Origin of the sequence: Niallia sp. FSL K6-0212, from assembly GCF_038007605.1 — a bacterium.
GTDB lineage: Bacteria > Bacillota > Bacilli > Bacillales > Cytobacillaceae > Niallia > Niallia circulans.
This window is the reverse complement of record NZ_JBBOXL010000001.1, coordinates 3233808-3249457: the sequence shown is the minus strand read 5'-3', so window position 1 is coordinate 3249457 and position 15650 is coordinate 3233808. Positions and strand designations below refer to the sequence as shown.

Below are 15650 nucleotides of genomic sequence, written 5' to 3'. Positions count from 1 at the left end.
CCGAAGTTTTTTTATCCTTTGCTGTCTTATAGAAAAAAGTATGTTTGCTCATGCTTTTTGGTTTGGCTGATTTGTTGTGTGCTTTGGCTGATATTTTGCTCGTTTGGCTGATTTGCTGCCTGTTTTGGCTGATATTTTGCTCGTTTGGCTGATTTGCTGCCTGTTTTGGCTGATATTTTGCTCATTTGGCTGATTTGCCGCCTGCTTCAGCTGATATCCTGCCAACTCTAGCTAAAAAAGCAAAATACTAGATAAGTTTTTCCCCCTATCATTCCCTATTATCAACTTTTTTAATAAAAAAGCAATTAAATGGTTGGAATTTTTGCTCCTGGCTGCATTTCTGTCTGCAGAAAATGATTGGGATCGGTGCTAAGTATTCTTATGACTTCATATTCATTTGACTCATTTCTAGCTACTAATAAAGGAATGCCATTATAATGAATAACTTGGTGTTTTTCATAGATATCTTGGCTCATTGGAAAAATCAATTCTTCTGGCATCATTGTATACATAATCATTGGATAATCCCTTCATTCTGTTCTTTATTGACATCAATCAACTCATTGAGCTTTTTCATCGCATCCCCGACTCCGCCAACAGAGTCAATAAGTCCAGAAGTAACAGCATCATTTCCAATTACATTTGTTCCAATATCTCTTGTTAAATTTCCTTTTGCAAACATCAGGTCTTTAAAATTTTCTTCTGTAATTTTAGAATGCTTGGTCACAAAATTAACCACTCTCTCTTGCATTTTATCTAAGTATTCAAAGGTCTGTGGTACTCCAATAACCAGACCTGTTAAACGAATAGGATGGATTGTCATCGTTGCTGTTTCTGCAATATAGGAATAATCACAGGAAACAGCAATTGGAACACCAATTGAGTGCCCACCTCCTAAAACAAGGGAAACAGTTGGTTTAGACAGAGAAGCAAGCATTTCAGAAATAGCTAATCCTGCTTCTACATCCCCTCCTACTGTATTCAAAATGACAAGAACCCCTTCAATCTTAGGATTTTGTTCGATTGCTACAATTTGTGGAATCAGATGCTCATATTTCGTTGTTTTATTTTGAGGCGGTAATTGTAAATGGCCTTCGATTTGACCAACAATGGTTAAACAATGTATTTTTGAATCTTGAGAAAGCTGTGGTACATTAGTTTGTCCCAGCTGTTGAATTTTTTCCATTAAGCTTGATGGTTTATCCTCATTTGGCTTTTCATCAGGCTGATTATTATTGTTAACTGAAACCATAAAGTTCTCCCTTCCTAAAACCATAATAATCTTAGTATGAAGCGAGAAACACTATTTCATGCGGGCGAAATCGAAAAGTCAATAAGTCGCTTTTACTTCTGGAATAAATTCTAATTAAAAGCTTTTCAGAAAAATTCTTGTTAGAAGTCTCTTCCGACCTTTGGCTAAGCAGCGGTCCCCACGGTTCATCTAAATCCCAAGGAAGCTTCTCCTTTTTCAATTCAAACTCTTCTTAGATTTAAGCACGGCTAGTCCCAAACAAACTAAAAGCCCCCTTATCTTAAGGAGGCTCTCACTTTTATCTTCTAACTGGCTTAACTTCCATAATAATTGGCAAAATCATTGGTCTACGTCTTGTTTTTTCATATAAGAACTGGTTTAGCGTATCTCTAATATCTTGCTTAATTCCAGTCCAGTCGAAGCTGTCCTTACTAATACTTTTTTCTACAATATCTCTTACACGGTCTGCTGCTTCTTCTAGCAACTTCTCTGATTCGCGAACATACACAAAACCTCTTGTAATGATTTCAGGACCAGCAGAGATTTTTCTTTCCGCTTTATTTAAAGTTACAACAACCGTTAAAATTCCGTCTTGTGATAACAGCTTGCGGTCTCTTAAAACAATATTCCCAACATCGCCAACACCGCTGCCATCAATTAATACATTTCCAGCTGGAATTTTTCCGCCTACACGAAGAGTATCTTCTTTAAATTCAAGCACCTCTCCTTGTTCCGGAAGGTAAATATTTTGCGGTGGTACACCACATTCAATCGCAATTTTTTCATGTGCCTTTAATACGCGATACTCCCCATGGATAGGCAAAAAGAATTTAGGCTTCATCATATTAATCATAAATTTTAATTCTTCTTGGCTGCCATGATTAGAGCTGTTAAATGTTTTGTAGCCTGCAAGAAGTGTTGCACCTGCTCTGTATAATTTATCGATTGTTTTTCCGACAAATACTTCACTGCCTAGGAAAGAGGATGCTGCAAATAAAACGGTATCCCCTTCCATGATGCTTACCTGCTTATGATTTTTCTTAATCATTTTTTGCAGTGCTTCAATTGGTTCCCCTTTTGTACCAGTAGTGATGATTACCATTTGGTCTTGTGTATATCCTTGAAGCTCGTTATAGGTAACGATCGTTTCTTCATCTACTACTAAATAGTTGTGTTTTAAAGCAATTTGCAACACTCTTTGTAAATTCTTGCCGATAATCGCAACTTTTCGATTTGTTTTTTCAGCTGCATCAATAATATGTTGAATTCTATTTAAGTCAGTTGCAAAACAAGCTGCAATAATCCGACCATTTGTGTGTAAAAATGACTCAATTAAGCTTTGAGTTACAACAAAATCTGTTGTGGAATAGCCTGGTTTATCTGCATTCGTACTATCAGATAATAAAGCTAATACTCCCTCTTCTCCTATTTTGGCCATCTCGCCATAATCTGGCTTGTAAAGATCACTTGCTGTTTGATCGAATTTGAAATCACCAGTATGTACGATTGCACCTTCTGATGTATGAATAACAATCCCAATGCTATCAGGGATACTATGATTCGTTTTAAAGAATGACACTTTTGAGGAAGCAAATGTTAGAACAGTTTTCGATGTCACAATTTCAAATTGTGCTTGTCCTTTGAAATCTTGCTCTTTCATCTTTTCCTTTGTTAGTTCAGCTGTTAATAAAGTCGTATAAACCGGTACATCTAAATCTCTTAAAATATAAGATAAGCCTCCGATATGATCTTCATGTGCATGTGTTAAGAAAATTCCTTTTACTTTTTCTTTATTTTGCTTTAAATACGCGATATCTGGAATAACAATATCGATCCCGAGCATTTCATTTTGCGGGTACATTAAGCCAGCATCAATTACAAATATATCTTCGTCTACTTCGACTACAAACATATTTTTACCGTTCTCGCCCACTCCGCCGAGTGCGACAAGCTTTATTTTTTCATTTTTCATCAATTTTTGTTTCCTCCTATGTTGAGTTAAGCCGACCATTGATCAGTTATGATTATTATACTTGATGTTTAAAATTGTTTACAACCAATTTTATGAAATCTTCCTTTTTCAGGTTCATTTCATAACAATATCAGGAGGTATTTTTCTATAGTTCGCCTAGCATTCCAACGCTTTTTCCTATAATAAATTTTTTTACCGTTTATTCAATTTAAACTTAAATATAGAAATAGCTGTCACAGCAAAAAAACAAATTAAACATGCTAGTATACTAATTCGATTCGCCTCATCAAATAAGAAACTAATGCTTATGATGCCTAAGCAGATTACAGTAAATATCGGAATATACGGATATCCCCATATTTTAAAACTTGGCTGAAATGGATATTGTTTTCTAAGCTTTAACTGCGCTAGACAAATCATAATCCAAACAATCGATACAACAAAGCCTGGGAATGCCATAAGTAAAGAAAATACTTGATCTTGTTTAAATAAAGCAATCATTGATCCAGCAATTAAGATAATACCTGTAACCATTAAACTATAAGTCGGCACTCCATTGTGGTTTACTTTGCTAAAGGCTTTCGGTCCTTCTCCCTCCGTTGAAAGAGAGTACATCATTCTTGTACATCCATATATACCCGAATTTGCTGCAGATAACACAGCAATAATTAAGACAAAATTCATAATGTGGGCTGCACCAGATAATCCAGAAATCGAAAGTACTTGTACAAAAGGGCTGGATTCTTCTGTTAACTCATTCCAAGGAATTAGTCCACAAATAATTAAAATAGGCAATGTGTAAAATAAAACAATGCGAAGAATAAAGCTTTTAATAACTTTTGGCAGTACTTTTTCTGCATCTTTCGCTTCCGTTACGGTTACGCCAATGAGCTCGGAGCCTCCATAAGAAAACATAACAATTAAAAGAGCAGAAAAAACAGATGTCCATCCATTTGGGAAAAAGCCGCCATGCTCTGTATAATTTTGCAGATAGTTTGTTTGCCCAGATGGAATAAGCCCAAATAAAACAGCGGCTCCTAATATAATAAATATAATAATCATGCCAATTTTAATTCCAGCAAACCAAAATTCAAATTCCCCATAATTTTTCACATTCATTGTATTAACGACAATTAAACCTATTGCGCAAAGAATGCTTAATATCCACAGCGGCACATCTGGCAGCCAAAACTGCAGAAAGCTTCCTGCTACAACTACCTCAATCACACATACAGCAAGCCATAAAATGCAGTACATCCAGCCAATAACGAATGCCGTCTGGTTGCCAAAGGCCTTCCCAATAAAGCCCTTCATGTTTGTATTTGGATAAATAATAGCCATTTCCGCAATACTGCCCATCACTACTAGTAATAAAAGTCCTGCAAATATGTATGTAAAAATAACACCTGGACCTGCGATTGAAACTGTTTCTCCACTACCTTTAAATATCCCTGTCCCAATAGCTCCTCCCATGGCCATTAAACTTATATGTCTTGGCAGTAAGTTTTTTTGCAACTGATTATTCGCCATGACTTCTCCTCCTTATATATAACCTTATCTAAATACTCTTGTGTTCTTACTAGCCGTTGTCCAAACCGCAGTTTTTTCGATAGAGGAAACTAAGAAGACAGTTTGCGTCTTCACATGTGGACTTCCGCCAAACAAAAAATTCGCAAGACAATATAGCTAAACACTCATCTACTTCACAAACTTCTAGTTTCTTATATATGAGAAACTTATGATTGCGCTATTTAAAAATATGATGATGTATCCAATCATAATCAAAAACTAGTTTAGAAACAAGTCTTTCTTAATAAAGATATCTAATAAAAAAGACAGAAGAGCTAGTTATCTCAGGAGGAATAAACCATTTTTGCTTTGGTTTATCCGTCGTAATAAGAGATAGCTAAGCTCTTCTGACACGTAAACATTTATAAAACTAGCAAAAAAGAATCAAATAAACTGTTATCAATAGTCCTCGTAAATATACGATATCCTTCTAATTCCTTAAATAAATTTCGCTAATTCGATTCGTTCTTCCTCTGTTAATGGCACTAAAGGTAAACGAACAGAACCCACATCAAATCCTTTTAATTGTAATGCTGTTTTTACTGGAACAGGGTTAGGTGCTTTAAATAAAACTAACATAAGAGGAAGTAATTGTTGATGCATTTTAGATGCTTCCTCTACCTTTCCATCTAAAAAGGAAGTCACCATTTCTTTCATTTCTTTGCCAATAATATGCGAAGCTACAGAAATTACTCCCGTTCCTCCTACAGATAAAATTGGTAAAGTTAAGCTGTCATCACCACTGTATACATTAAAATCAGCTGGTGTTGATGCAATAATTTTTGTGATATTATTTAGATTTCCACTAGCCTCTTTTACAGCTACAATATTATCAATTTCTGACAAACGAATAATAGTTTCTGGTTCAATATTAACAACAGAACGACCTGGAATATTATATATCATAACGGGTAGTTTTGTAGATTCTGCAACTGCTTTAATATGTTGATACAACCCCTCTTGGTTCGGCTTGTTATAGTATGGTCCAACTACCATAACAGCGTCCACACCTGCGAGTTCTGCTTGTTTCGTTAATTCGATGGACTCATATGTGTTATAACTACCTGTTCCTGCAATGATTGGAACTCTCTTTTCCACTACCTTTACCACATGTTTAAATAAAGCAATCTTCTCTTGTTTGGATAATGTGGGCGATTCTCCAGTAGTACCAGCTACCACTAAAGAATCTGTTCCGTTTTCAAGTAAATGATTAATTAACTGTGTTGTTTTTGGAAAATCTATATGTCCCTTGGCATCAAATGGTGTAATCATGGCCGTTGACACCCTACCAAATAAACCCATCGTTCCACTCCTATTCTCATTTCGATCTCGTTGTATCTATTATTTTCTATTCTATTTCTTTTTCTAACTCAAACGCATCATGTAATACATTAACTGCACTTACTAAATCATCCTGCTTCACAAGCACCCAAATCGTTGCATGGCTATCCGCTGATTGGAGGATGCGAATTCCCTTATTTGAAAGTGCAGTAACAATTTTAAATGTCACCCCAGGTACACCGGCCATTCCAGCACCAACCACTGATACTTTTGCACATTCTTTTTCGATAACTGGTTCATATCCCATATTTTCAAGAACGGCAATTGCTTTGTTTGTCATTTCGTTTGTTACAGTATATACGACACTGTTAGGTGAAATATTGATAAAGTCTACGCTGATTTCTTCATTTGCCATTGCTTTAAAGACTTGCGATTGTAAGTCATACTGATCTTTTTTTGCAAAAACTTTAATTTGGGTTACGTTTGCCACATGAGCAATTCCTGTGACTGGTCTTTCCTTTATGTCACTGCCTCGACTCTCCGCATTACTAGAGGTGACAAGTGTACCAGTCCCCTTTGAATACGTGGACCGTATTCTAATCGGTACTTTTGCTTGCATTGCTATTTCCACTGCTCGTGGGTGAATAACTTTTGCTCCTTGATAAGCCATATTGCAAACTTCCGAATAGGTAACAACAGATAGCGGACGAGCATTTTCTGCAATTCTTGGATCTGCAGTCATAATACCTTCTACATCTGTAAAAATGTCAATATATTCTGCTTGAAGTGCTGATCCTAAAGCAGCCGCAGATGTATCACTTCCGCCTCTGCCTAAAGTAGTTGTATCCCCATTTGGCGCTGCCCCTTGGAAACCAGCTACTACTACAACATCATGATTTTTTAATTCTTCAAGAACACGGCTGCAATCCATTTCCATAATTCTTGCATTCGTAAAATCATTATTTGTCTTAAATCCAGCTTGAGCACCTGTTAATGCAGTTGCCGAAATTTGATTTTCTAGTAATAGTTGTGTAAACACAACACTTGAAATAATTTCGCCGCATGACATTAATAAGTCGTTTTCTCTTCTGCTGATACTTGATTCTGATCCGCCGACTAAAGACAACAATGTATCTGTTGCATAAGGTTCTCCTTTTCGTCCCATCGCAGAAACAATTACTACTACTTTATATCCTTCATTTAATGCATCCTTAATATGATCTTTTGCTTGAATTCGGCTTTTTTCATCTCTAACGGATGTTCCGCCAAATTTTTGAACCATGATTTTCACAATAAACACCTCTGAACACTTTCTTAAAGAGTGTAATATAAGGGTGCCTTTTCTAAAACAAATTTGGGGAATCTACTTTTAAAAAGATTTCCCCTTCCATCATTTTACTAGGAGGATCCCTTGTTGTTTTAACTTTGATGATTTTTTTCCATCCAAAATGAGCACACTTATTTAAATGATTCCCTAAATAGGATTCTATTTAAGGAATCATTTAATAATAAGAAAGACAAGATTTTGGCACCATTCTTTAGGCTTGTGTCCAAACTTGTACTTCCTGTATGTAGAATAAAATAGAAATCTACTTACAGGTAATTTTCCTGCATACTAAACCTCTACAGCCTTGTCTTTCTTCACTAGTCCATTAAACTAGCCCTAATTTAATTAGACTTTCAGCAATTTGTACAGAGTTCCATGCGGCACCTTTTAATAGATTATCGGAAACAACCCACATATGGAAACCGTTTTTCACATCTAAATCTTGGCGAATACGACCGACAAATACATCATTGCTTCCTACGCAATCTGCAGGCATCGGATATACTTGATTACTTGGATCGTCTTGAAGCACGATGCCAGGAGCATCAGCTAACAAGGATTTAATTTCTTCTACTGTTACTTGATCATTGTCTAATTCAAAGTAAACAGATTCAGAATGACCTGTTGCTACTGGAATGCGGACACATGTTGCTGCAACCTTTAAGTCATCTGCATGCATTATTTTCTTTGTTTCATTGATCATTTTCATTTCTTCATATGTGAATCCATTATCAGTAAATACATCAATTTGCGGTACTGCATTGAATGCGATTTGGTAGTGCTTTTTATCACTCTTAACTGGTAGAATCTTCGGCTCAAACGCTTCTTTATTAAGAATTGCTTGTGTCTGGCTGTTCAACTCTTCGACAGCAGCAGCACCTGATCCAGATACAGCTTGGTAAGTGGATACTAATACTTTCGAAAGACCAAATTTTTCTTTTAACGGCTGTAAGGCTACGACCATTTGAATCGTAGAGCAGTTTGGATTTGCAATAATTCCATTGTGCTTGCGAAGATCTTCTTCGTTTACTTCAGGAACTACTAATGGCACGTCTTTGTCCATACGGAATGCGCTTGTATTATCAACAACAATTGCCCCATGTCTTACTGCATGTGGTGCAAGTTCTTTCGATACACCACCTCCAGCGCTGAATAGTGCGATATCAATTCCTTTAAAGCTATCTGGTGTTGCTTCTTGTACGATAATTTCTTTATCTTTATACTGAACCTTTGTTCCTGCTGAACGTTTAGAGGACAAAAGTGTTAAAGTCGAAATCGGAAAATCTCTGCTCTCTAATGTTTTAATCATTTGTTGACCAACAGCCCCTGTTGCTCCCACTACTGCTACGTTAAATCCTTTTAATTGCTCCATTTAAGGTTCTCCTTCCAAAGGCTTTCTCTTAATAATAATAGGCAAGCATTACGCTCCGCCTTAAATAATATTATCTATTTTAACATATTCAAGCAGCAATAAAAGAAACTTTTATCAGATTCTTTCAAAAAACACCGATTGGCGCTATAAAGTTCCTTGTGGAAGTCGACAAGCGCCTTTTACGGTACGTCTTATTATCAGTCTACCATTCTTTTTCAAAGAACGTGATTTATATGCCTTTTTTAAATAATCATGTACTTTCCTGTTAATCTAAATATTTTTCCACTATTACTGGTTGAATCTGTTTATATTCTAATGCTGCTTCAATAGTTTCTGCAAGCATAGACATTCTTGCAACCATAGAATTTGGCTTTTTCTCAGGATCATCTTGACCGAATGGAATAAAGAAAATATTCTTCGTTGCCATTAATCGCATCAGATTAATCCCATTTAATCCTAACGCATCATTAGTAGAGATTCCCAATACCACAGGCTTTTGGTTTCTTAATGTCGCTTTTGCTGCCATCAAAACTGCATTATCTGTCATCGCATTTGCAAATTTACTCATACTATTTCCAGTTAATGGGGCAATTACCATACAATCAAGAGGTGCTTTCGGTCCTAGCGGCTCTGCTGCTACAATACTATCGATTATTTTCTGTCCTGTTATTTCTTCTATTTTACTAACCCAATCTTTCCCTTTTCCAAAACGAGTATCCGTATTTTTTACATTTCCTGTTACAACTGGTACAACTTCAGCTCCTTGTGCCACTAACTTTTCTACTTGTGGTACTACTTCCTCATACGTACAGTGAGAACCTGAAATTCCAAACCCTATTCTTTTTCCTTGTAAACTCATGATTCTATTCTCCTCTCATTGCCTGCTATTGTTCATCCAGTAATTGAGCTAAGACATCTGCCAATATATTTCCCGCTGTTTTCGGAGCTACAATACCTGGTAAGCTCGGCGCAAGTAATGCCTTAACTCCTCTTTTTTCTGCGTATTGAAAATCTGTTCCGCCTGGTTTAGATGCCAAATCAATCACCAATGTATGCAATGGCATTTTTTCAATGACATCAGAAGTTACGACAAGATGGGGAATTGTATTTATACAAATATCAATATCATCAACCGCAATCTGTAAATCATCTAAATGTACTGGAGTTAATCCCATTTCGATAATGCGAGCAATATGTTCACTTTGACTTGCTGCGACCTTTACTTTCGCTCCTAGGGCATGAAAAGCACGTGCAACACTCATGCCTACACGACCTAGCCCGAGCACAATAACATTCGAGCCATGAATCGTTGTGTCTGTATGTTGAATTGCCATCATTATTGTACCTTCGACAGTTGGAATAGAATTTAAAATTGCTACATCATCTCGGTTAAATAATTGAACTAATGATCGATTCGTTTCTTTAATAAGCAAATTTAAATAATCATTCGTTATTCCTGAATATATGATGCAATGCTCAGGGGTTTTTTCTACTATTTTTTTCGTTAAAAAAACCTTCTCATTCGAAAAGATTGTATCAACTTGCCCATTTAGGTCTGTTCCTCGAACGGGTAAGATAATAGCATCTATTTTCGAAAAATCTACGTTATCGATTTTTTCTTTTGTAGCACCAGTGAATGCATGGTCCAATTGCTCGAAGCCAATTAATGAAAGGATTGCTTGTAGTTCTGTTAATTTGCGAACAATTTCAAGCTGCCTTGCATCACCGCCGATAACCGCGATTTTCATCCCTTTCAGCATGAATATTTCACCTTCTTTTTTAAAGATCCTGTTTTTCATAGCTCGCTACTTCAACATCTTATGTGATTATCTAATATTAGGTGAGTTGTTTACCGCAATTCCTTAAAAAGATGGTTACTTTCCTTATCTATTATAGATAACGATGAGAATGAATGATTTGGTTGGTATCTCCTTTTAGTGGACAGGTATTTTAAGAAGGGAGTTATTGCAACTCCTTTATAATGGGAGTAGCAAAAAAATGGTTTTATTAGTGGTCATACATAAAAAAAACTAGGATTCAGAAGGGAATTCTGTTTCCTAGTTCTTTATTTATATAATATGTAGCTTTTTATTGCAGTGCTTTTGGTAATTGTCCGTCTGGGCTGATTAAAGAGACAGAAAAGGTGTCAGTGAATATATCATTTGCCATTTGATCAACTTCTTCTTTTGTGACACGATCGATATCGGCAATGATATCATCTAAGGAACGGTGTTTACCTAATAAAAGTTCATTTTTACCATTTCTGCTCATGCGGCTATTAGTGCTCTCTAAGCTTAGCATCAAGCTGCCTTTTAACTGCTCTTTACTATTAAGAAGTTCCTTTTCGGTAATTCCTTCTTTTTTCAAGATAGCAAGCGTATTTTGAATGGTATCAAATAATTCATCTAGCTGCTTAGCTCCTGTACCTCCATAAATTGTTACTATTCCACTGTCTTGGTATGCGGAATGATAAGAAAATACAGAATAAGCTAAACCTTTTTGTTCACGTACATCTTGGAATAATCGACTACTCATACTGCCCCCAAGAATATTATTCAAAGAAACAAGTGTATACATTTTCTCATGCCCCACCTGCAACCCATTAAAACCTAAGCATAGATGTGCTTGCTCTGTTTCCTTTTTGCGTGAAAAATTATTGGCATGGAAAGAAGGCTTTACTAATTCTACTTCGGATTTACCGGCTTCATATGCCCCAAAGTATTTTTCTACTTCTGAAATAAACGATTCGGTAATATTCCCTGCGATCGAAATAACCGTATTCTCTGGTGTATAATGATTAAACATATACTCTCTTAGCGTATCTCCATTAAACGTAGCAAGTGTCTCTTCTGTTCCTAAAATCGGATAGCCAAGTGGATGTTTATCATAAATTGCCTGACTCAATAAATCATGAACAATATCATCAGGTGTATCATCATACATTTTAATCTCTTCACAGACAACATTTTTCTCTTTCTTTAATTCTTCCTCATCAAATGTCGAGTTAAAATACATATCTGCTAACACTTCTAACGCCATATCAGCATGTGTATCTAACACCTTTGCGTAATAACAAGTATATTCTTTTGAAGTAAAAGCATTTACCTGGCCGCCAATACTATCAAATGATTCTGCTATTTCTCTCGCACTACGTGTTTTTGTTCCTTTAAAAAACATATGCTCTAAAAAGTGAGATACCCCATTGTTTTTTTCATCTTCTTTGCGAGATCCTGTACCAATCCATACGCCAATAGCAACGGAACGTACTGTTGGAATATTTTCCAATACAATTCTTACTCCATTTTGGCAAGTATATCTTTTGATCAATTATGTTCCTCCTGTTCTTCTACCAAGTTGCAAAAAATAGCTGCGACTGCTAGTATATCTTATTCCTCTTATTTTTTCCAAAATATTGTTTTAATATAATGATAACATATCTCCGTTTTAAAAATGAAATAGCGAATAGTTCCTTTTAAAAGGACGGACAGCCTTTATTTTCCATTTCCTTTCATGTAGATGTTGTTTTTCTTCTATAAGAAGTAGCATCTAATAAAACGTTTTCTCCTTATAGAATACTATAAGATGAACCGAACTACTATTTTTTTGTTTTTATGCTTTCTCGCTCTTCACTAAGCATGTCGCTAACTGTATCGATTTTATATCCTTTATTTTTGATTTCGGTAATTAAACGTTCAAGGCTATTTGTAGTAACTTCCGTTGGATGCATAAGGATTAGAGCCCCATTATGGACCTTTCCTGTAACTCTTTTAAGCAATGTATCAGGACTTGGTTTTTGCCAATCAATCGTATCCACAGACCATATTACTGTTTTAAGCTTTTGTTGAGCGGCAATTTTCACTACTTCATTATTAAAATATCCACTTGGCGGTGCTAATAATGTGATTTGCTTACCAGTTGTAGCTTCAATGACATCATTTGTTTTTACGATTTCCTCATGAATTTTACTACTGCTAATTTTACTCATATCTGGATGGGTATAGGAATGATTTCCGAGTTCATGTCCTGCTTCTGCAATCATTTTAGCAAGATCTGGATTTTTCTGAACCCATCTGCCTTCCAAGAAAAAACTCGCCTTAACATGATGTTTTTTTAAGGTTGCTAGTATGTCAGGTAAAAATTCATTTCCCCATGCTACATTTATAATAAAGCTTACCATTTCTTTATCTGGATTTCCTTTATAAATAGGAGCAGGTGGCAAATCATTTAGTGTAACTTCTGGTTTCACTTGCTTAAAAATTAGTTTTTGTTCATTGAATTTCTTCTCTTTTTTCATATTCTTGTAAGAAGCATCAATATCCACAGTCAGCCCATTTAATCCAGGAATAGCTTTCCATACAGGATCTAGCTTGGCATCAATCGGCTTCTTTTCGTAGTCTTTTGCTTTCTCGCTTATCGTCGTATATAAAGAGTTATTTGCTGTCACTGAGACAGCGTTTTCTTGTAAAGTACTAACATATGTATCAGCCAACGGATTATTAACTAAAAACCAAGAGATGACCAGAATTCCTATAAGTGAAACTGTTTTTTTCATCACCTTTCCCTCCCTAGTTACTACCATATGATAGGAAAGGACAAGGTAGAACGCCGAATGACGGAGTTAGCTTATCCTTTTCCCCTATTATTTTGTTCAAAATGTTCCTTTTCATTCCATAAAAAAAATACCCGCTTAAAAACATGAGTCTTTTTTGGCGGGTACGCTTTATTATACTTTTATTAGTTTTTTGCATTCTCAGCTTGTTCTTTTTGTTCTTTCAAAACAGCTTTACGAGATAAATTTACTCTTCCTTGTTTATCAATTTCTGTTACTTTCACAAGGATTTCATCACCGATTGCTACTACATCTTCTACTTTGCCAATTCTTTCTTCAGCAAGCTCTGAAATATGAACAAGTCCATCTTTTCCATTGAAGATTTCAACGAACGCACCGAATTTCTCGATTCGTTTTACTTTACCAAGATACATTTGTCCAACAACAACTTCACGAACGATATCTTCGATAATTTGTTTTGCTTTGTTATTCATTTCATCATCGACAGAAGAAATGAATACTGTGCCATCTTGCTCAATATCAATTTTAACGCCAGTTTCTTCAATAATTTTATTGATTTGTTTACCACTTGGTCCAATAACATCACGAATTTTGTCTGGGTTGATGGACATCATTAAGATTTTTGGCGCATAAGAAGATAGTGATTCTCTAGGTGTATTGATTGTTGCCAGCATCGATTCAAGAATTTGCATGCGGCCAATCTTAGCTTGCTGTAATGCTTCTTCTAAAATTTCACGAGACAATCCATCAATTTTAATATCCATTTGAAGTGCCGTTACCCCTTTAGAAGTACCAGCTACTTTAAAGTCCATATCTCCTAGATGATCTTCCATCCCTTGAATATCTGTTAAAATACTGTAATGTTCACCAGATTTAATCAGTCCCATTGCAATACCAGCAACCGGTGCTTTAATTGGCACCCCAGCATCCATCATAGCAAGGGTACTTGCACAAATACTAGCCTGGGAAGTTGAACCATTGGATTCTAATACTTCTGATACAAGGCGAATCGTATATGGGAAATCTTTTTCAGAAGGGATAATTGGTTCTAATGCTCTTTCCCCTAGTGCACCATGACCGATTTCTCTTCGTCCAGGTCCACGCATTGGTCCTGTTTCACCAACACTGAAATTAGGGAAATTATAGTGATGCATGAATCTTTTTTCTTCTTCTACCCCAAGACCATCCAGTATTTGCACATCTCCTAAAGCACCTAATGTACAAATACTTAATGCTTGAGTTTGTCCACGAGTAAATAGACCTGAACCGTGTGTTCTCGGTAATAAATGCACTTCAGAAGATAGTGGACGAATTTCTTCCAAGCCACGTCCATCTGGACGAACCTTGTCTTCTGTAATAAGACGACGAACTTCATTTTTCACTAATTTATCTAAAATAGCTTTCACTTGTTTTAAATCTTCTTCTTCTGTTTCTTCTGCTTCATATTTTGCAATGACAGAATCTTTTACTTCTTTAATAGCTGCTTCACGAGCATGCTTTTCTTGTACACGAATAGCATCTAGCATTTCGCTTTCACATAATGCGCGCACATCTGCTTCGATGTCTTTATTTAATTCGTATAGTACAACTTCCATTTTTTCTTTGCCAATCTCTTCTGCAATTTTTTCTTGGAATGCAATTAGGCGTTTAATCTCATCATGTCCAAACATAATTGCTTCAAGCATTACTTCTTCTGGAACTTCATCGGCACCAGCTTCAACCATGTTGATTGCATCTTTTGTACCTGCAACAGCAAGGTTAATATCACTTTTTTCTGCTTGCTCAACCGTTGGATTGATGACAAATTCTCCATCGATTCTTCCAACATAAACACCAGCAATTGGTCCCCCAAATGGAATATCAGAAACAGATAATGCTAATGACGATCCAAACATTGCGGCCATTTCTGATGTACAATCTTGATCCACGCTCATTACTAAGCTGACTACCTGCACTTCATTACGGAAGCCATCTGCAAATAATGGTCGAATTGGTCGATCGATTAAGCGGCTTGCAAGGATTGCTCTTTCACTTGGGCGGCCTTCTCTTTTAATGAAACCGCCGGGAATTTTACCAACCGCATATAGACGCTCTTCATAATTTACTGTTAATGGAAAGAAGTCTAAGTTCTTTGGTTCTTTTGAAGCAGTTGCTGTGCTTAATACAGCCGTATCACCGTATCGTACAAGTACTGCACCATTTGCCTGTTTTGCTAATTGTCCAATTTCAACTGTGAGCTTTCTTCCAGCCCAGTCAATGGAATAGACATGCTTATCTTGTCCCATTCATAAACCCCTCTCTACTCAT

At 36.2% G+C, this 15650-nt stretch carries 13 protein-coding genes; all 13 read right to left on the bottom strand.

Annotated features, from left to right (window positions below):
• Positions 1-26: 26 nt before the first annotated feature.
• Complete coding sequence (locus MHH96_RS15295) at positions 27-185, bottom strand: hypothetical protein (protein ID WP_161798378.1); 159 nt, start codon at positions 183-185, stop codon at positions 27-29.
• A 120-nt stretch (positions 186-305) separates the two neighbouring features.
• Positions 306-518, bottom strand: a complete 213-nt coding sequence (locus MHH96_RS15290; protein ID WP_047940053.1) for a YlzJ-like family protein — start codon at positions 516-518, stop codon at positions 306-308.
• Complete coding sequence (locus MHH96_RS15285) at positions 515-1252, bottom strand: ClpP family protease (protein ID WP_047940052.1); 738 nt, start codon at positions 1250-1252, stop codon at positions 515-517. The genes MHH96_RS15290 and MHH96_RS15285 overlap by 4 nt, the downstream gene beginning before the upstream one ends.
• A 298-nt stretch (positions 1253-1550) precedes the next feature.
• Positions 1551-3224, bottom strand: a complete 1674-nt coding sequence (locus tag MHH96_RS15280; protein WP_047940277.1) for a ribonuclease J — start codon at positions 3222-3224, stop codon at positions 1551-1553.
• Positions 3225-3416: 192 nt separating this feature from the next.
• Entirely contained in the window at positions 3417-4754 is a 1338-nt protein-coding gene (locus MHH96_RS15275; protein ID WP_047940051.1) for an amino acid permease, read from the bottom strand.
• Positions 4755-5231: 477 nt separating this feature from the next.
• Positions 5232-6095 carry a 4-hydroxy-tetrahydrodipicolinate synthase gene (gene dapA / locus MHH96_RS15270; protein ID WP_047940050.1) on the bottom strand — a complete coding sequence of 288 codons (864 nt, stop codon included), beginning with the start codon at positions 6093-6095 and terminating at the stop codon, positions 5232-5234.
• Between the two features lie 46 nt (positions 6096-6141).
• Positions 6142-7365: an aspartate kinase gene (dapG, locus tag MHH96_RS15265; protein ID WP_047940049.1), complete on the bottom strand. Its 1224-nt coding sequence runs from the start codon at positions 7363-7365 to the stop codon at positions 6142-6144.
• A gap of 361 nt (positions 7366-7726) precedes the next feature.
• Entirely contained in the window at positions 7727-8773 is a 1047-nt protein-coding gene (asd, locus tag MHH96_RS15260; RefSeq protein WP_047940048.1) for an aspartate-semialdehyde dehydrogenase, read from the bottom strand.
• A 265-nt stretch (positions 8774-9038) separates the two neighbouring features.
• Complete coding sequence (locus MHH96_RS15255) at positions 9039-9632, bottom strand: dipicolinate synthase subunit B (RefSeq protein WP_047940047.1); 594 nt, start codon at positions 9630-9632, stop codon at positions 9039-9041.
• A 25-nt stretch (positions 9633-9657) separates the two neighbouring features.
• Complete coding sequence (dpaA, locus tag MHH96_RS15250; protein WP_047940046.1) at positions 9658-10533, bottom strand: dipicolinic acid synthetase subunit A; 876 nt, start codon at positions 10531-10533, stop codon at positions 9658-9660.
• A 328-nt stretch (positions 10534-10861) separates the two neighbouring features.
• Positions 10862-12100 carry a M16 family metallopeptidase gene (locus MHH96_RS15245; protein ID WP_047940045.1) on the bottom strand — a complete coding sequence of 413 codons (1239 nt, stop codon included), beginning with the start codon at positions 12098-12100 and terminating at the stop codon, positions 10862-10864.
• Between the two features lie 268 nt (positions 12101-12368).
• Complete coding sequence (locus MHH96_RS15240; RefSeq protein WP_047940044.1) at positions 12369-13325, bottom strand: polysaccharide deacetylase family protein; 957 nt, start codon at positions 13323-13325, stop codon at positions 12369-12371.
• A 182-nt stretch (positions 13326-13507) separates the two neighbouring features.
• Positions 13508-15628, bottom strand: coding sequence for a polyribonucleotide nucleotidyltransferase (gene pnp / locus MHH96_RS15235; RefSeq protein ID WP_047940043.1), 2121 nt, complete (start codon positions 15626-15628; stop codon positions 13508-13510).
• Positions 15629-15650: the final 22 nt, after the last annotated feature.